A 17,242-nucleotide genomic window follows, 5' to 3' on the forward strand; every position below is an offset into this window, starting at 1 on the left:
GGTTAAAGGTTAAAGGAAACCAGGGTGATGAACGGTTTCAGGGTGCAGGTTTCAGGAAAAGCAAGAAAATGACGGTTTACGGTTTGCGGAAGAAAAACACTCCGGGTTCCGTGCTGGTTTCAGTAGTGCTTTGCTGGGTCCATCCGTTGATGAAGGATGCGCAGGATTCTGATCTGCCTGGAAGACTGGCGGTAGATGATGACGTGCACGCCAGTCGGATAGGTCCGATACGGTTGCTTCAAATCGGTCCGCAATATGCCGATTTCCGGGTTTCGCGAGATCTGATGGATGGCGGCATCCAGGGTGTTGCTGTACGCCTCCATTTGCCGTCGGCCCCATTGCTGAACCGTATAGCGAAGTATGCTCTCGAAGTCCCGGCGGGCTTTGTCCGAGAGGAGAACTTCCACGGGCCGGTGCGTCAGGGCATCAACTCAGGATCGATTGATGCGCTGTCTGCCGGACTCTGCTGGGCTTTTTGGGCCAGCTCCCGGGCAGTGGTCGCGGTATACGGGGTATCGCTCTCAGGATCAGTATCACCCAGCTCAATGGCTTGACGCCATGCAGCCTTGTGCATCTCCTGCGCTTTCAAACGCCGGATCGCATCGCGAATCACTTCTGTGGCATTGCCATACTCGCCTGTTTTAACGAGGTTTTTAATAAACCCCTCCATTTCTGGCGACAGGTTGATGTGCATTGTCATGGGGCTGTCCTGCATGTACATGGAATGTCCATATTATATACATGGGGAAATAAGGTTTCAGGAAAAGCAAAAAATCGGATTACGGATAAACGGTTTACGGAAGCAAAACATTCCGGGTCCCGGGGGCGGCTCGCCGGTGGCCTGTTTGATCGTTTCGATTTGGTGGTCTGTCAGGCGCATTGGGGCAAGTTTCGGGCTTGGGCGAGCCGTCTATCCAGCGATTTCTTCGCGAAGGCGCTGGATTTCGGCGGTCAGGGCTTCGTGTTCTTCGAGCTTTCTTTGCAGGAAGCGCCTTGTCAGGCCGGCTTTTTCGGTCAGGCCGCTGGGTGTCAGTTGGTACAGGTAGCGCGCCTTGCGTTTGCTGCGTTTGAAGTTGGCGGCCTTGATCAGGCCCTTGTCGACCAGGGCGCGCAGGCAATAGTTGGTTTTGCCCAGGCTGATGCCGAGCTCGCCGGCGAGCTCGCGCTGGGTCATTTCCGGATTGTGCGACAGGGCGCGGAGAATCTGGAAACGGGTTTCTGTGTTGGGTGTTGGGCTTTCTGGCACGCTACCGCCATTGGGTGCGGCCCCAATGGCCCGGGAAATCGGGTTGTGGGGCCTGTTCAAAATTGAACAAGCCCGGGCGCGGGGCGGGGGCTGGGTGTTGCGATTCAGTGTTCGGGAACCGCTGGATTCGGATCCCCCCGTTTTTTCCAGCGCTGGAGGGAGTCTAGCCACGGGGGGTGGGGGGTGTCAACGGCATTTAAGGTTAAAGGTGAAAGGTCAAAGGTCAAAGGTGGAAGGTTAAAGGGCAAAAGAGCGGTTTCCGGTTTCCGGTTTCCGGGTTCCGGGGAGCGAGGTGCCGGTTTAAGTTCGGGATGTCGCTTCGCGTCGGCTTCCGGGGGTCGGCTCGCCTGCGGCTTTGCCGGAAGGAGAAGGTTCAAGGGAACCGGAGATGCGGAGATTTGTGGTCGGGCATCAATGGTCGAGCCAATCCTCGTGGGCGTGGCGAATGCGCAGGCTCAGGATGTCTTGCGTTCGTACCGTATAGAGCACGATGTGCGACTCTGCGGGGTGAACCCGAACATCCGTCCTCAATTCGGGCCGAATGGGTGCGGCCAACGGGTTTTCTGCGAGAAACCGGAAAACCTGGAACAGCTTTCGGTGATAGCGTTTCGCCTGTTCAAGCCCGAAGGTGGTTGCACCGTCGGTGTAGATCTGGATCAGGTCTTCTTCAGCAATAACGCTGAGGGTGAAGGGGCTCACTTGCTGCTGGAGAGTCTGACTTGTGCCTGTTGTTCAATCTGCTCCATGGAGCGCTGGCCTTCACCGCTAGCGACGGCTTCATCGACCAGCACCTGCATTCTGGAAATCTTCTCGGCGCGATCCTGGTCGCGGCGGATCAGGTCGCGCACGTAGTCACTGGCGTTGCTGTACCGGCCCGAGCGGGAGCGTTCCTCGACCCAGGTTTTCATTGCATCTGGTAGTGAGACGTTCATTGTTGCCATTAGTGACCTCCTGATTGCCAGTGGGCGGCACTCCACGATTTTGGCAAATATTGGCAATTATTGTCAAGGTTTTGGGGAGCTGGGAAGGTTTTAGGGTGAAGGTGAAAGGTTAAAGGGAAAACAGCGGTTTCCGGGTTCCGGTTTCCGGTTTCCGGGGAGCGCGGTGCCGGATCGCGTCCGGGACGACGCTTCGCGTTGGTTTCGGGGATCGGCTCGCCTTTGGCTTTGCCGGTTCTTTGCTAGAGGCGTGCATCTACGATTTCCGGGGGTAGGGCGCTTTTGAGGTCGTAGATGATGCTTTCGGGTTTCAGCCACTGGCGGATGCCGGGGTCGGCCAGGGTGTTGAATTGGTTGTGGGCGACGCAGAGGACGGCGGCGTCGTAGGCTTCGGTTTCGGGTTTTGGGGTCAGGTCCAGGCCGTATTCTTCCCTTGCCTCTGTCGGGTCGGCCCAGGGGTCGTGGACGTCGACTTGCAGGTTGTAGTGCTTCAGGGCGGCGATGACGTCCACCACGCGGGTGTTTCTAAGATCAGGGCAGTTTTCCTTGAAGGTCAGGCCGAGCACCAGCACACGGGCGCCGGGGCGGTAGCAGCCTTTTGCGGCCATCAGCTTGATCATTTCGCCGGCGACGAAGGGGCCCATGCCGTCGTTGGTGCGCCGGCCCGAGAGGATCATCTGCGGGTGGAAGCCGATCTGCTGGGCCTTGTGGGTCAGGTAGTAAGGGTCGACGCCGATGCAGTGGCCGCCGACCAGGCCGGGCTTGAACGGCAGGAAGTTCCACTTGGTGGCGGCGGCTTCGAGGACGGACGTTGTGTCCAGCCCCAGGCGGTGGAACAGCATGGCCAGTTCGTTGATCAGGGCGATGTTGACGTCGCGTTGGGTGTTTTCGATGACTTTGGCGGCTTCGGCGGTGCGGATGTTTTTCGCCTGGTGCGTTCCGGCGGTGATGATGCTTCTATAGAGCTGGTCCACGAATTCGGCGCAGTCCTGGGTCGAGCCCGAGGTCACCTTTACAATGTCTGCCACTCTGTGGGCTTTGTCGCCGGGGTTGACGCGTTCGGGGGAGTAGCCGGCGAAGAAAGTTCTTTCGTTTTTTCGTTCCTTCGTTTTTTCGTTCGAAAGATTCGGCTCGCCTTCGGCTTTGCCGGTTTGAGGTCCCGGCTCGGGGGCCGGGACGACAGAATCTGTGGCGTAGGTTAGGCCGCTTTCTTGTTCGAGGATCGGGACGCAGTCTTCTTCTGTGCAGCCGGGGTAGACGGTGGACTCGTAGATGACGACATCGCCGGGGTTCAGGGCTTTGCCTACTGTTTTGCTTGCTGCGAGCAGGGGGCGGAGGTCGGGGCGTCTGTAGTCGTCTATGGGGGTCGGGACGGTGACGATGTAGACGGTTGCTTCGGCGATGTCAGCCGGGTTGCTGGTGAGTTCGAGGTTGGCTGCCGCGGTTGCGAGTTGCTCGGGTTCGACTTCTCGGGTGGTGTCTTTTCCGGCCCGTAGTTCATCGATTCTGGGTTGTTTTATGTCGAAGCCGATGACTTTGTATTTTTTGGCGAATTCGACGGCTAGGGGTAGGCCGACGTATCCCAGGCCGATTATGGCGATTTTTGCGTGGCCGGCTTTCAGGTTGGTTTGGAGTTGGTTGAAGTGGGGTGGCATTTGAGGTTAAAGGTTAAAGGGCAAAGGGCAAAGGTTAAAGGGGTAAGGGGAACCAATGTGTTTCGGTTTCCGGTTTCCGGTTTCCGGGGGTCGGCTCGCCTGCGGCTTTGCCGGGTTCTGAAAAGCTTAGTAAAGGTGCGAGGTCCCGGCTCTTCGCTTTGCTACGGCCGGGACGACAGTCTTCTTAGACTTGGTAGTAGTCTCTGTACCACTTGACGAAGTTGGCTACGCCTTGTTCTACGTTGACTTGTGGGCGGTAGTTGATGGCCTCGGCCAGGCTGGTGACGTCGGATTCGGTATCGGGGACGTCGCCGGGTTGTAGGGGGAGCATTTCCATTTTTGCTTTTTTGCCGAGTTCTTTTTCCAGCACCTCGATGTAGCGCATGAGTTCGACGCTGTTTTCGTTGCCGATGTTGTAGATGCGGTAGGGGGCAACCCTGCTCGTCGCGGGGTCTGGAACGACGGGTTCCGGGTTCCGGGTTCCGGGTTCCCCGGCGTTTGCATCCGGTTCTGGTGGCTTGTCGAGGATCCGCACTACGCCTTCGGCGATGTCGTCCACGTAGGTGAAGCTTCGTCTGTGTTTGCCGTAGTTGAAGACCTGGATCGGCTCGCCGGCGAGGATGGCCTTGGTGAACAGGAACAGGGCCATGTCGGGCCGGCCCCAGGGGCCGTAGACGGTGAAGAATCTCAAACCCGTGCTGGGGATGTTGTAGAGATGGGCGTAGCTGTGCGCCATCATCTCGTTGGCTTTTTTGGTGGCGGCGTATAGCGTCAGCGGGTGGTCGGTGCTGTCGCTCTCGTTGAACGGCATGTTGGTGTTGGCGCCGTAGACGGAGCTGGTCGAGGCGAAGACCAGGTGCTCGACGTCGTGGTGGCGGCAGCCTTCCAGGATGTGCAGGGTGCCGGTGACGTTCGACGAGACGTAGACGTGCGGGTTTTCGGCGGCGTAGCGCACGCCGGCCTGGGCGGCGAGGTGGACAACTCTTTTTGGTTGGTGTGTGGCGAAGACGACTTCAATGAGGTCCCGGTCGGCCAGGTCGCCGGTGATGTGCGTATAGTTCTGGTGCTCGGCGAAGTGGGCCAGTCGGTCGGACTTCAGTTTTGGGTCGTAGTATTCGTTCAGGTTGTCCAGGCCGACTACGGTTTCGCCCGCGTCGAGGAGGCGGCGGGTTACGTGGCTTCCGATAAAGCCTGCGCTGCCGGTTACGAGGATTGGTTTGGTGCGTTCTTTCGTTTTTTCGTTCATTCGTTTGGGGCGGCTCGCACTCGGTGTTGGCGGTTGTTTGGGATTGAAGGTTAAAGGTCAAAGGTCAAAGGTTAAAGGCAATATTGTCGCCCCGGAAATCGCGCAGCGCAGGCAATGGAGGAAGGCCGGTTTTCGCCGTCAGGCGAAAGAAGGGCTTCCGGAATGCCGGTAGCGCGTGATTATCCGGGGCCTCGCACGATTCGGGTGGCAGTGAGTCTGGCCGTGCCGGCGCAAAGGTGCGAGGTCCCGGATCGGAGTCCGGGACGACGGTTTGCGTTGGGATCAGGGTTTTCGGGCACGCTACCGCCATTGGGTTTGGCCCCAATGGCCCGAGTTGGCCGGGTTGTGCGGCTTGTTCAAAGTTGAACAAGCCCGGGCGCGGGGCTGGGGGAAGAAGATCGGTTGCTTGGATCAGGGAACCGCTGGACTCGGACGTCCCCCCCATATTTTCCAGCGTCATATTCAGTCTAGCGAGGTCTTTGCGCGGGTGTCAACGAATGGCAGTCCGTCGGGGATGTTACCCCGACCTACTCCACGGTTACCGATTTTGCGAGATTTCGAGGCTTGTCCACGTCCGTGCCTTTCAGCAGCGCCACGTGGTAGGCGAGGAGTTGCAGGGGGATAGTAGCGATGACGGGGCTGGTAGCGGCGTTCATGCCCGGCACTTGCAGGTTGGTCACACCCTCGCCGGCCTGTATGTCCACGTTGTCGGCGATGAAGTTGATCAGCTGGCCGCCTCTGGCGCGGACTTCTTCCAGGTTGGACCGGAGTTTGCCGAGCAGGTGGTCGTCCGGGGCGACGGTGACCACGGGCATGTCTTCGTCCACCAGGGCCAGGGGGCCGTGTTTCAGTTCACCGGCCGGATAAGCTTCAGCGTGGATATAGCTGATTTCCTTGAGTTTGAGCGCGCCCTCCAGGGCAATCGGGAAGTGCGTCCCTCTGCCCAGGAAGAGGGCGTGGTGCTTGTCGACGAAGTCCTCGGCGATGTGCTTGACGTCTTCCTCGAGGGCCAGGGCTTGTTGCATCGCGTTCGGCAGGTTGCGCAGCGTGGCCACGGCCTTTTCTTCGGCGACGTCGTCGAGTCGTCCGCGGGAGCGGCCCAGAACCAGGGCCAGCCAGTAAAGGGCCGTGAGCTGGGTAGTAAAGGCCTTCGTGGAGGCCACGCCGATCTCGATGCCGGCGTGGGTAAGCAATCTGAGGCCCGATTCGCGCACCAGGGTGGATCCCGGCATGTTGCACAGTGCCAGGGTCTGGAGGTAGCGGTTTTCCTTGGCGAAACGCAATGCGGCCAGCGTATCGGCCGTTTCGCCGGACTGCGAGATGCCGATAAACAGGGTGTTGGGCGGGGCCACCGGTTCGCGGTAGCGGTACTCGCTGGCGACTTCCACATTGACCGGGACCCCGGCGATCGACTCGATCCAGTAGCGCGCCACCAGCCCGGCGTGGTAGCTGGTGCCGCAGGCGATGATGTGGATGGCCTCGATCCTGGGCAGGATGGCGTTGGCTTCCGGACCCAGCGACTCGGTCAGCAATCCATGGCTGCCCAGCTTGTCGGCCAGGGTGTTGGCCACCGCCTCGGGTTGCTCGTGGATTTCCTTGAGCATGAAGTGGCGGTAGTCGCCCTTGTTGGCCACCTGGTCTTCATGCGCGTAGCGTTCGGGTTCGCGTTGGAGGGTGTTGCCCTCGAGATCGAAAAGATGAGCGCCCTGGCGGTCGACGCGGGCCAGGTCGCCGTTTTCCAGGTGAATGAAGCGGTCGGTGACCTGCAGCAGGGCCAGCGGGTCGGAGGCGATGTAGTTTTCCTCGGTCGACACGCCGATGACCAGGGGTGAGCCCATGCGGGCCAGATAGATGGCCTCGGGATCCTGCGGGGTGATGGCGGCCAGGGCGAAGGCCCCTTCCAGGCGGGCGACTGCAAGCGAGAAGGCCGTGACGAAGTCGTCGTGCTGATCCATTTCGCGGGCGATGAGGTGAGCGACCACCTCGGTGTCGGTCTCGGAAGCGAACTGGAAGCCGGCTGATTGCAGTTCGTGCCGCAGTTGCTCGTAATTCTCGATGATGCCGTTGTGGACCACCGCCAGACGGTGACCGGATCGATGCGGGTGCGCATTGGCCTCGGTCGGCTTGCCGTGGGTCGCCCAGCGCGTGTGGGCGATCCCGGTGTGCGATTCCAGCGGGTCGGCGGCGAGGGAATCGGTCAGGGCCTCGACCTTGCCGACGGCGCGGCGGATGTCGATGGTCTCGCCGTCGAGTACCGCAATGCCGGCCGAATCATAGCCGCGGTATTCAAGGCGGCGCAGGCCTTCGAGCAGGATGGGGGTGATGTTGCGCGCCGAGGTGGCGCCTACGATTCCGCACATGGGTTGGGTTCGTCCAGTCTGTTCTCTTCGAGTTACAGTGTTGCCTGATTTGAGTTGAGGCGTCTCTATGGGTTGTTAGCTTGTTAGCTTGTTTGCTGGTTCGCTTGTTGGCTAGTTCGGCAGTCCATTGCTTTGCGGGACGGCTGCGCCGTGAAGTCTCCGCGGCAAGCGGATATCCTTGGCCAGCCAACCAGCCAACCAGCCAACCAGCCAACAAGTTACACCACCTTTCTTATCGCGTTGGCCGGCAGTTCCACCTTTCTTTCGTGTTCGAGCAGCTTCAGCAGGACCACCACGCGCTCCTGGCCGCTGCGGGCCTGGAATACGGCGCGCAGGCCGGCCATTGCGCCGTCGGTGATTTCAACCGCGTCGTCGGGCCGGATCTCCATGGCCTCGCTCAGGTCCACGGCGCCGAGGTCGCCCTGACGCTTTCGAAGCATCTCGATGAATTCTCCCGGTACGGTCGGTACCCGCTCGCCGAAGCGCACCAGCCCGATTGCGCCTCGTGTGGACCGAATGGTACTCCAGTCTTCAGCGTGGGCGCAGAGGTTGACGAACAGGTAGCGCGGAAACATCGGCTGCACGCGCAGCCGTGAACCTCCGCGCGAGCGGGTTCGTACCCGGATACGCGGCAGGAACACCTCGAATCCCTGGTTTTCCAGCTGCGCTTCTGCCCGTCTTTCCTGGGCGGGCTTGCAGAAAACTACCCGCCAGAGACGCTCGTGTTGCATCGGTCTGCCCCGGTTGCTGGTGTGTGCCGCCCTTTTGCAGCAAACAGGATACATCAGGAAGCCGGGACTCGGAAGGCGAAGGCCCTCGAATCCACCCTTCGTCCACGCCTCGACCCGTTACAATAGAGCGCTTTCCACTCACAGCCTGACACAGGAATGACGCCCATGAAGATTCTGGTCACCCTCAAGCGGGTGGTGGATTACAACGTGCGCGTGCGGGTCAAGAGCGACGGGAGCGGCGTCGAGACCGACGGCGTGAAGATGTCGATCAACCCGTTCGACGAAATTGCGCTCGAAGAGGCGCTGCGGATCAAGGAGCGCGGCGAGGCCGAGGAAGTGATCGTCGCCTCGATCGGCGGCGACGAGGTGCAGCAACAGTTGCGAACCGGCCTGGCCATGGGCGCTGACCGCGCCATCCAGGTCAATTCCGACGGCGACGTGCAGCCGCTGACGGCCGCGCGCACCTTCCTCAAGCTGGTCGAAAAGGAAGAGCCGGGGATCGTGTTCCTGGGCAAGCAGGCGATCGATGATGACGCCAACCAGACCGGCCAGATGCTGGCCGCCCTTTGGGACCGGCCGCAGGCCACCTTCGCCTCGAAAGTCGAGCTGGCCGACGGCAAGGTCACCGTGGCGCGCGAAGTCGATGCTGGGCTGGAGACCATCGAGGTCGACCTGCCGGCGGTGCTGACGTCCGACCTGCGATTGAATGAGCCGCGCTTCGTCAAGTTGCCGGAAATCATGAAGGCCAAGCGCAAGCCGCTCGAGACCCTCTCGCTCGAGGACCTGGGCGTTGAACGCGCCGGCGGTATCGAGGCCGTTTCCTACGAGCCCCCGCCGCAGCGCGGCGGCGGCAAGAAGGTCGAGTCCGTCGACGAACTGGTATCCGAACTCAAGTCGAAGGGGTTGCTGTAATGTCCAGAATTCTGATCATTGCCGAACACGACGGCGAAACGCTCAGCGCCGCAACGGCCAAGACATTGACCGGTGCCCTGGGCATGGGCATCGACGATATCGATGTGGCGGTGTTTGCCGCCGACCCGTCTTCCCTGGCCGAACAGGCCGCCGGGCTCGAGGGCGTAACGCGCGTGCTCAGTATCGCCCACGACGATTTCGAGCATTTCCTGGCGGCCCGCCTGGCGCCGGAAATCAAGGCCCTGGCCGATGATTACTCACACATCCTGATGCCATCGACCACCTACGGCAAGGACGTGCTGCCGCGCGCGGCGGCCCTGATCGGCGTCAACCAGGTCTCCGATATCCAGGAAGTGATCGACGAGCGCACCTTCAAGCGCCCGATCTACGCCAGCAACGCCATCGTCACGGTCAAGGTCGCCGACGACCAGCCGGTGGTTGCAACGATTCGTACGGCGTCCTTCGCTGCTGCGGGCGAGGGTGGTTCGGCCGAGATCGAAACGCGCGAGCCGCAGGCTGAAGACCCCGGTCATACCCGCTGGATCAAGGTCGAAGGTGGCGAGGGCGAGGGCCCGGATCTGGCGACCGCGCCCATTGTCGTCTCCGGCGGACGTGCCATGGGGTCGAGCGAGGGCTTCGACATCATCTACTCGCTGGCCAGGAAGCTCAACGCGGCCGTGGGCGCTTCGCGTGCGGCGGTCGATGCCGGCTACGTGCCCAACGAGCTGCAGGTGGGGCAGACCGGCAAGATCATCGCGCCGGATCTGTATTTCGCCATCGGCATATCGGGTGCCATCCAGCACCTGACCGGCATCAAGGACGCCGGCACCATCGTGGCCATCAACAAGGACCCCGAGGCCCCGATCTTCGAGGTGGCCGATCTGGGGCTGGTGGGAGACTTGTTCGAGCTTGTTCCCGAACTGGAAGGGAAGCTGTGATTCTGTAGTCAGTAGTCAGACCACAGACCACAGGCCACAGGCCCAAGTCGCGCACCCTGCCGCGTTGCGGTATCCTCAAGACATCGGTTTGGCAGCCGGGGATCGGGTGGCCGGAATCTGGAGGGGAGCCGGATTTGGATCGTTTCGGCGCGCGTTTTCTTGCTTTGATCGGCCTGTCCCTGGCGGCACTGGCCGGCTCGCAGGCATTTGCGCTGGCGCCCGACAAGGCCTTTCACCAGTACGTCAAAGACACCTGGAGCATCGAGGAGGGTCTCCCTCAGATTTCCGTGGAGGCCCTGGTCCAGGGGCCGGAGGGCTACATATGGGTCGGCACCCAGGCCGGGGTGGCGCGTTTCGACGGCGTTCGCTTTACCGTGTTCGATCCTGGTACATCCCCTGAAATGCCCGGCATGTTCGTCCAGGCCCTCTTTGTCGACTCGCAGGACCGGATCTGGACAGGCACCTACAAGGGCGCTGCGGTTTACCGTGACGGAGAGTTTCACGGCGTCGACGATGGTTTCGGGCGCGAAATCGACGTTTTCCAGTTTGCCGAGACCCCCGAGGGCGAAATCCTGCTGGCGTCTGACCAGGGGCTGATGCGCCTGGCCGACGACGCCTTCGTGCACTTCTCCGGCGATCCGGAAGATTCCCTGCGTTCGGTTTTTGTCCATCGAGACCGAATTTATGCCGGCGGCTATGGCGTCATTCACGTCCAGCAGGGCGGCAATTGGCAGCCGATGCCTCTGGAAGGAGAGCTCGAGTCCGCGTTGGTCAACGAGTTCGTTGATTACGACGGACGTATCTGGGCGGCGACTACGCGCGGGCTGCTCTTCCTGGCGGATGGTGTCTGGCAACGTTACGAAGTGCCCGGACGAATCAAAGATCCGGTCATCGAAACGCTCCATGCTGACCGCGACGGCAACTTGTGGGTGGGTGCCGCCGGGCGCTTGTTGCGCATTCAGGGTCGTGAGCTGATCGAGGTCGTGCCCGACGAAGCGCCATACGCGCACGGCAGCGTGCTCGACATGGCCGAGGATAGCGAGGGCAACCTGTGGCTCGGTTCCCGCTGGGAGGGCGTGGCCCGCCTCTGGAACGGATGGGTGTTTCGGTACGACCATCCCGAAGGCCTCCACAACAGCCTTGTGTGGACGGTGGCGCGTGATTCGCAGGGCGATATCTGGACCGGCACCATGGACGGGCTGGCGGTCTTTCGGGATGGTCGCTTCGAGAAACTCGTATCCGGCAGAGACCAACCGCATCCACATGCCTACACGCTACTGGTGGAAGACGAGCGGGTGTGGGTCGGCACGCGAACCGGCTTGTACTGGTGGAATCGCCGAGATGAAAAGGTCGAGAAGCCGCCGGCTTTCAGCCCGCTCGACAGCGCACAGGTCAATGGCATCGTTCCGTTTGCCGGGGACTACTGGTTGGCTACCACGGAGGGTGTTTGGCGCTGGGACGGCGAGCAGATGCACAGAATGGCGTCCAGCGGTGACCTGGGTGGTCGCGACGTTCGTCTTCTCTACAAGACCGAGGACGGCAAGCTACTGGTGGGAACGCGGCGAGGCTTGCTCTACTGGCATGAGAACCGGTTCCAGCGTGCGGAGGGAGTGGCAACCGACCGGGACGTGACGGCGATCATCGAACTGTCCGATGGCCGCCTGGCGGTCGGAACGCTCGATGAAAAACTCTATATCGGCCGGGATTCGACGTGGCACGAATTCGACGCCGAAGACGGACTGCCGGTCAACAGCCCCTTCGCATTCGGTGAAGCCGATGGTCGACTCTGGGTGGCCGGTATCCGGGGACTTTACGAGTTGCCGCTCGATTCCATCGAGACCTACCTCTCCGGCGCAATCGATGCGCTCCCGGGGCGCATGGTCCTGAACGAGCGCGGTGATGTTTCGGGGGCCCAGAAGGGTTATTGCTGCAATGGTGCCGGCAATGCCAAGGGATTCATGCACGATGGCGAGTTCTGGCTGCCGACACGGGGCGGTATCGTTCACCTCGTGCCCGAGCGAATCAAGAGAAACTCGGTGGCGCCGCGCGTCCTGGTCGATCGCGTCCGGATCGATGCTCAGTGGCGGGATATCGAACCCGGAACAGCCCTGGACCTGCCTTCCGACAAGCGGGACCTCGCGTTCGGCTTTGCCGTGATGACCTACCAGGATCCGACCAGCGTGGGGCTCGAGTATCGGCTCAAGGGATTCCGTGACGAGTGGCAAAGACTTGATGAGCCGATGCAGCGCCAGGCTTTTTATACCAACTTGCCGTCCGGCAAGTATGCGCTCCAGGTTCGCGCCAGCAATAATGCGGGTATCTGGGTGGAGGAGCCGGCAACCCTCGAGTTTCGCATTCAACCTTATATCTGGGAAACCGTCTGGTTCCAGATCATCTTGCTGATCATCGTCTTGATGCTGATCTGGCTGGGCTTCAATTATCGGCTCCGGAGTATGCAACGCCAGCAACGCGCGTTGGAGACAACCATCGAGGAGCGAACCGAAGAGTTGCGCGTGGCCAACGAACATCTTCGCGACTACAGTGCCCGGCTGGAGACGGCGAGCATGACCGATCCACTCACCAGGCTGTGGAATCGGCGCTATCTGGCTTCCCAGTTGCCGGCCGATCTGGCACATTTCCACCGCGAGCTCTCCAAGCCGCAAATGAGTGGCTCGGTATTGGCGTTCGCCATCGTCGATATCGATCACTTCAAGGAAGTCAACGATCGCTATGGTCACGACGCCGGCGATGCGGTGTTGCAGCAGTTCTCGGAATTGCTTGTTCAGCTGGTGCGCACCGGCGACTACGTGGTGCGTTGGGGCGGCGAGGAATTCCTGATCGTTTTCCGTCCCATGCCGGCCGAAGAGGTTCCCCGCGTGTCCGACCGCATCGTCGATGAGATTCGCCGCAACGAGTTTTTGCTCGACAGCGGTGCGAACGTCCGGATGACCGCTTCGATGGGCGTGGCCGAGTATCCGCCGTTCAGGGATGCCCCCACGGCGCTGAGCTGGAGCCAGACCGTCACGCTGGCCGACAAGGCGCTGCTGTATCTCAAGCAGAACGGTCGTGATGGCTGGTGCCGTGTGCGGCCGACACCCTGGGTGGAACCGGCCACGCTGTCTGGCCACCTCGATGAGGACCTGCGTCTATTGATCGAGCGCGAAGAGGTATCGATCGAGAGGGGGTAGGGGTGGCCGCTGGCGCGGCGTTGGCTCGTTGGCTTGTTTGCTCGTTCGCTGGTTGGTCTGGTGTGGATGAGGAGGCGGCTTATGATTTCGGTTTCCGGTTTCCGGTTTCCGGTTTCCGGCGGCATTGTTCGGGGGGTGGGGGGGCGGCTGCGCCGCGAGTGCGGATCGAAGGCTGCGTAGGGCAACATTTCGGATGTCGACACGAGTAGCGATGTGTGGACAGGTTTGATTTGTCGTCCTAATCAAATCAGGCTGTGCCGTATCCCCCGCCGCCCGGCGTCTGAAGAACAAAAATATCTCCGGCTTCGACTTCGGCCCGGTCCGTTCCGGAGAGTTCTTCTCGGCTGCCGTCGGTCCTTTCGATCCAGGCCTTCCCGAGCGCCCCGTCTTCCCCGCCCTCGATTCCCGACGGGGCAATCTTTCTGGAGTTGGCGAGGATGGCCAGCGTCATCGCCTCGAGGAAACGGATGCGGCGTTCGGCGCCTCGGCCGCCGTGCCATTTTCCGGCGCCGCCCGAGTCGGGACGGATACCGAAGGCATCGAGCATCACGGGAAAACGGGTCTCGAGGATTTCCGGGTCGGTCAGGCGCGAGTTGGTCATGTGCACATGGACGGCGTCGGCGCCGTCAAAACCTTTACCGGCGCCCGCGCCGCCGCAGAGCGTCTCGTAGTGCTGGTAGCGGTCGTTGCCGAAGGTGAGGTTGTTCATCGTGCCCTGGCTGTTGGCGAGCACGCCCATTGCGGCCAACAGGGCGTCGACCACGACCTGGCTGGTCTCGACATTGCCGGCGACCACGGCGGCAGGATGTACGGGGGATAGCAGGCTGCCTTCGGGCACCACCAGGTCGATCGGTTTCATGCAGCCGTCGTTGAGTGGGATGTCGTCGGCGACCAGGGTGCGCAGGACGTACAGCACGGCCGCCCGGGTGACGGCGCGCGGGGCGTTGAAGTTGTCGCCGGTTTGATCGCTGGTGCCGGTGAAATCGATCGTTGCCCGGCGCGCGGCCTGGTCGACATCGACGCGGACTTCGATCCGGACGCCGTTGTCCATGTGCTTGACCCAGTGACCGTCGCCGAGCTTCGACAGGGCGCGCGCGACCTGTTCACCGGCGTTGTCCTGAACGTGGTGCATGTAGGCGCGTACGGTATCCAGCCCGAACTGGTCGATCATGCGATCGACTTCCTGAAGACCGCGCTGGTTGGCCGCGATCTGGGCGTGCAGGTCGCTGAAGTTCTGGTCGAGATTGCGCACGGGATGCTCGCCGCTGGTAAAGACCGCTTCGAGTTCTTGCCGGCAAAGGTTGCCGCCCTTGACGGCGCGCATCGGGCCGATCAGCACGCCCTCGTCGTGGATGGTCCTGCTGTCGGGCGGCATGGAACCCGGCGTGATGCCGCCGACATCGGCATGATGCGCGCGGCTGGCGGTATAGAACAGAATGTCGCCTCGCTCGTTGAAGCAGGGGCTGACCACCGTGAGGTCGGGCAGGTGGGTACCGCCGTGATACGGGTCGTTGAGCAGGAAAACGTCGCCGGGCGCCATGTCGTCGGCGAACTCGTCGATGACCGCGCGCACACTCTCACCCATCGAGCCCAGGTGGACGGGCATGTGCGGCGCGTTGGATACCAGCCGGCCGGCTTCGTCGAACAGGGCGCAGGAGAAGTCGAGGCGTTCCTTGATGTTCGCCGACCAGGCAGTCTGCTGCAGCGTCGCGCCCATGTGTTCGGCGATCGACATGAACAGGTTGTTGAAGACTTCCAGCAATACCGGGTCGGATTCCGTACCCGCCTGTAGGGCGCGCCTGGACTCCCGACGCTCGAGCAGCAAGTGGCCGTGGCGATTAAGTGCGGCGCGCCAACCTGGTTCGACCACGACGGTTGAGTTGGCCTCGATGAGGAGGGCCGGGCCGTCAATGGCCTGGTTGATGGCCAGGTCATCGCGACGGTATACAGGCGTATTCGGGCGGGACTCGCCGTCCATGAAGGTTTCGACGCGCTCGGCCGGCCCGGCCAACGGCCGGTCCGGGTCGACCTCAGGTTCGGCATCGAGCGTTCGGCTTCGGCCGACGGCCTCGACCAGGCCGGCTTCGACCACCAGGCCGCGGTCTTCCATGGCAAAGCCGAACTGCCGGCGGTGCGCTTCGGTGAAGGCGCGCCTCATTGCATCGAACGATCCGAAGGGCACGGGCAGGCTGGTGTCGGTGCCGGTGTAGCGCACGCGGCAGGTTCGTTCAACCTCGATGGCTTCGTCGGCGAAGTCCTGCTCATGCAGTTCTTCGCCGGCGTCCCGGGCGTGTTGCTCGAAGGTCGACGCCAGCTTTTCGGCCAGGGGCTCGTCGAGTTCGTCGTTGACGGCGAACTCGCGATGGGCGGTCACGTCGGCCAGCCCCATGCCGTAGGCCGAGAGCACGCCGGCGTGCGGGTGGATCAGCACGGTCTCGATGCCCAGTTCGTCGGCCACCAGGCAGGCATGCTGGCCGCCCGCACCGCCGAAGCAGTTGAGCGCGTAGCGAGTCACGTCGTGGCCGCGCCGCACCGAGACTTTCTTGATGGCATTGGCCATGTTGGACACGGCAATGCGCAGGAAGCCTTCGGCTACTTCGACCGGTTCGCGTGTGTCGCCGGTGGCCGCGCGGATTTCGCGGCATAGCTGGTCGAAGCGCTTGCGCACGATATCGGCATCCAGGGCCTGGTCGGCGTCCGGGCCGAAGGTTCTGGGGAAGAAGTCCGGCTGCAGCTTGCCAAGCATGACGTTGCAGTCGGTGATCGTCAGCGGGCCATTTTTTCGATAGCAGGCCGGACCGGGATCGGCGCCGGCCGAGTCGGGGCCGACGCGGTAGCGCGATCCGTCGAAGTGCAGCTTCGAACCGCCGCCGGCGGCCACGGTGTGGATTTCGAGCATGGGTACGCGCAGCCGCACTCCGGCGATGACCGTCTCGAGGCTGCGCTCGAATTCGCCGCGGTAGTGCGAGACGTCGGTGGAGGTGCCGCCCATGTCGAAGCCGATAACGCGCTCCAGGCCAGCCATGGCCGCGGTTCGCACGCTGCCCACGATGCCGCCTGCCGGACCCGAGAGGATGGCGTCCTTGCCGGCGAAGCTAGCAGCGTCGGTCAGGCCGCCGTCGGACTTCATGAACTGCAGTCGCACGTTACCCAGCTCGGAGGCCACACGGTCGGCGTAGCGCTTGAGCACCGGCGAGAGATAGGCGTCGACCACGGTCGTGTCACCGCGACCGATGAAACGGATCAGGGGACTGACCCGGTGCGAGAGGCTGACCTGCTCGAAGCCGAGTTTCTCGGCGATCTCGCCGATGCGTTTTTCGTGTTCGGGATATCGGTAGCCGTGAACCAGGATCACGGCCAGGGCGCGGATGTCCTTCTCGCGCAGGGCTAACAGTTGTTCGCGCACTCTGTCTTCGTCGAGACCTTGCAGGACCTCGCCTGCGGCGTCGATGCGCTCGTCGATCTCAACGATCTCGTCGCAGAGTTGCTCGGGGCGGCGGATGTCGAGGGCGAAGATGTCGGGCCGGCTCTGGTGGCCGATCTTCAGCGCATCGCGAAAGCCGTGCGTGGTGACCAGTGCCGTTGCCTCGCCCTTGCGCTCGAGCAGGGCGTTGGTCGCCACCGTGGTGCCCATGCGCACGTGCTCGATGCGCTCGTCGGGGATGGGCTCGTCGGTACCCAGCGCCAGCATTCGCCGGACGCCCTCGATGGCGGCGTCGTCGTAGTGGTCGGGGTTTTCCGACAGCAGCTTGGCCGCTCGCAATTCGCCATCGGGCGAGCAGGCGATCACGTCGGTGAAGGTGCCGCCGCGATCGATCCAGAAGCGCCATCGGCGGCTTGGAGAGGCTTCATTCGACGAAGAGGACGTGGACATGGAAGAGACTTTAGCAGGGGTTTTGTTGGCTGGTTGGCTTGTTTTCTCGTTGGCTAGTTCGGCAGCCGGCTGCATTGCGGGGCGGCTTCGCCGCGAAGAGATCGCGAGTGACCGAGACTATTGCCGAACCAGCCAACCAGCCAACCAGCCAACC

At 62.1% G+C, this 17,242-nt stretch carries 13 protein-coding genes; 3 read left to right on the forward strand and 10 right to left on the reverse strand.

The genetic code is table 11. The annotated features are described in order from the left end of the window. Positions 1–119: 119 nt before the first annotated feature. From ACDC66_RS10395 to ACDC66_RS10435, 9 genes are all read right to left on the reverse strand, one after another. Positions 120–407 (reverse strand): type II toxin-antitoxin system RelE/ParE family toxin, encoded by a 288-nt coding sequence (locus tag ACDC66_RS10395; protein WP_376696650.1) that lies wholly within the window; start codon positions 405–407, stop codon positions 120–122. Positions 408–418: 11 nt separating this feature from the next. Continuing rightward, entirely contained in the window at positions 419–700 is a 282-nt protein-coding gene (locus tag ACDC66_RS10400) for a type II toxin-antitoxin system ParD family antitoxin (RefSeq protein WP_376696651.1), read from the reverse strand. A gap of 210 nt (positions 701–910) precedes the next feature. Next, a complete protein-coding gene (locus tag ACDC66_RS10405) occupies positions 911–1,246 on the reverse strand; it encodes a MarR family EPS-associated transcriptional regulator (protein WP_376696652.1) in 336 nt (111 codons plus the stop codon). Between the two features lie 411 nt (positions 1,247–1,657). Beyond that, entirely contained in the window at positions 1,658–1,945 is a 288-nt protein-coding gene (locus ACDC66_RS10410) for a type II toxin-antitoxin system RelE/ParE family toxin (RefSeq protein WP_376696653.1), read from the reverse strand. Then, entirely contained in the window at positions 1,942–2,187 is a 246-nt protein-coding gene (locus ACDC66_RS10415; RefSeq protein ID WP_376696654.1) for a type II toxin-antitoxin system ParD family antitoxin, read from the reverse strand. Before ACDC66_RS10415 ends, ACDC66_RS10410 begins: the two co-directional genes overlap by 4 nt. A gap of 239 nt (positions 2,188–2,426) precedes the next feature. Further along, a complete protein-coding gene (locus tag ACDC66_RS10420; RefSeq protein WP_376696655.1) occupies positions 2,427–3,839 on the reverse strand; it encodes a nucleotide sugar dehydrogenase in 1,413 nt (470 codons plus the stop codon). A 184-nt stretch (positions 3,840–4,023) separates the two neighbouring features. Beyond that, entirely contained in the window at positions 4,024–5,085 is a 1,062-nt protein-coding gene (locus ACDC66_RS10425; protein ID WP_376696656.1) for an NAD-dependent epimerase, read from the reverse strand. 527 nt (positions 5,086–5,612) lie between these two features. Then, positions 5,613–7,445, reverse strand: a complete 1,833-nt coding sequence (gene glmS / locus ACDC66_RS10430; RefSeq protein WP_376696657.1) for a glutamine--fructose-6-phosphate transaminase (isomerizing) — start codon at positions 7,443–7,445, stop codon at positions 5,613–5,615. A 218-nt stretch (positions 7,446–7,663) separates the two neighbouring features. After that, positions 7,664–8,176: a transcription termination/antitermination NusG family protein gene (locus tag ACDC66_RS10435; protein ID WP_376696658.1), complete on the reverse strand. Its 513-nt coding sequence runs from the start codon at positions 8,174–8,176 to the stop codon at positions 7,664–7,666. Between the two features lie 165 nt (positions 8,177–8,341). Between ACDC66_RS10435 and ACDC66_RS10440 the strand changes: the two genes are divergently transcribed. From ACDC66_RS10440 to ACDC66_RS10450, 3 genes are all read left to right on the forward strand, one after another. After that, on the forward strand, positions 8,342–9,088 hold the full coding sequence (locus ACDC66_RS10440; RefSeq protein ID WP_376696659.1) for an electron transfer flavoprotein subunit beta/FixA family protein: 747 nt from the start codon (positions 8,342–8,344) through the stop codon (positions 9,086–9,088). Further along, positions 9,088–10,026: an electron transfer flavoprotein subunit alpha/FixB family protein gene (locus ACDC66_RS10445; protein WP_376696660.1), complete on the forward strand. Its 939-nt coding sequence runs from the start codon at positions 9,088–9,090 to the stop codon at positions 10,024–10,026. The genes ACDC66_RS10440 and ACDC66_RS10445 overlap by 1 nt, the downstream gene beginning before the upstream one ends. A 134-nt stretch (positions 10,027–10,160) precedes the next feature. Next, positions 10,161–13,214 (forward strand): diguanylate cyclase, encoded by a 3,054-nt coding sequence (locus tag ACDC66_RS10450; RefSeq protein ID WP_376696661.1) that lies wholly within the window; start codon positions 10,161–10,163, stop codon positions 13,212–13,214. Between the two features lie 247 nt (positions 13,215–13,461). On the opposite strand, the gene ACDC66_RS10455 is transcribed toward ACDC66_RS10450, so the two are convergent. Beyond that, a complete protein-coding gene (locus tag ACDC66_RS10455; RefSeq protein WP_376696662.1) occupies positions 13,462–17,088 on the reverse strand; it encodes a hydantoinase B/oxoprolinase family protein in 3,627 nt (1,208 codons plus the stop codon). Between the last annotated feature and the right edge of the window lie 154 nt (positions 17,089–17,242).

Source organism: Wenzhouxiangella psychrophila, from assembly GCF_042310375.1.
Taxonomy (GTDB): Bacteria; Pseudomonadota; Gammaproteobacteria; order Xanthomonadales; family Wenzhouxiangellaceae; genus Wenzhouxiangella.

Bases quoted from the DNA above. Each gene is read 5' to 3' on its own strand.
- ACDC66_RS10425 (WP_376696656.1), bottom strand. From the start codon at position 5,085: ATGAACGAAAAAACGAAAGAACGCACCAAACCAATCCTCGTAACCGGC.
- ACDC66_RS10400 (WP_376696651.1), bottom strand. From the start codon at position 700: ATGACAATGCACATCAACCTGTCGCCAGAAATGGAGGGGTTTATTAAA.
- ACDC66_RS10415 (WP_376696654.1), bottom strand. From the start codon at position 2,187: ATGGCAACAATGAACGTCTCACTACCAGATGCAATGAAAACCTGGGTC.
- ACDC66_RS10420 (WP_376696655.1), bottom strand. From the start codon at position 3,839: ATGCCACCCCACTTCAACCAACTCCAAACCAACCTGAAAGCCGGCCAC.
- ACDC66_RS10435 (WP_376696658.1), bottom strand. From the start codon at position 8,176: ATGCAACACGAGCGTCTCTGGCGGGTAGTTTTCTGCAAGCCCGCCCAG.
- ACDC66_RS10445 (WP_376696660.1), top strand. From the start codon at position 9,088: ATGTCCAGAATTCTGATCATTGCCGAACACGACGGCGAAACGCTCAGC.
- glmS (WP_376696657.1), bottom strand. From the start codon at position 7,445: ATGTGCGGAATCGTAGGCGCCACCTCGGCGCGCAACATCACCCCCATC.
- ACDC66_RS10440 (WP_376696659.1), top strand. From the start codon at position 8,342: ATGAAGATTCTGGTCACCCTCAAGCGGGTGGTGGATTACAACGTGCGC.
- ACDC66_RS10455 (WP_376696662.1), bottom strand. From the start codon at position 17,088: ATGTCCACGTCCTCTTCGTCGAATGAAGCCTCTCCAAGCCGCCGATGG.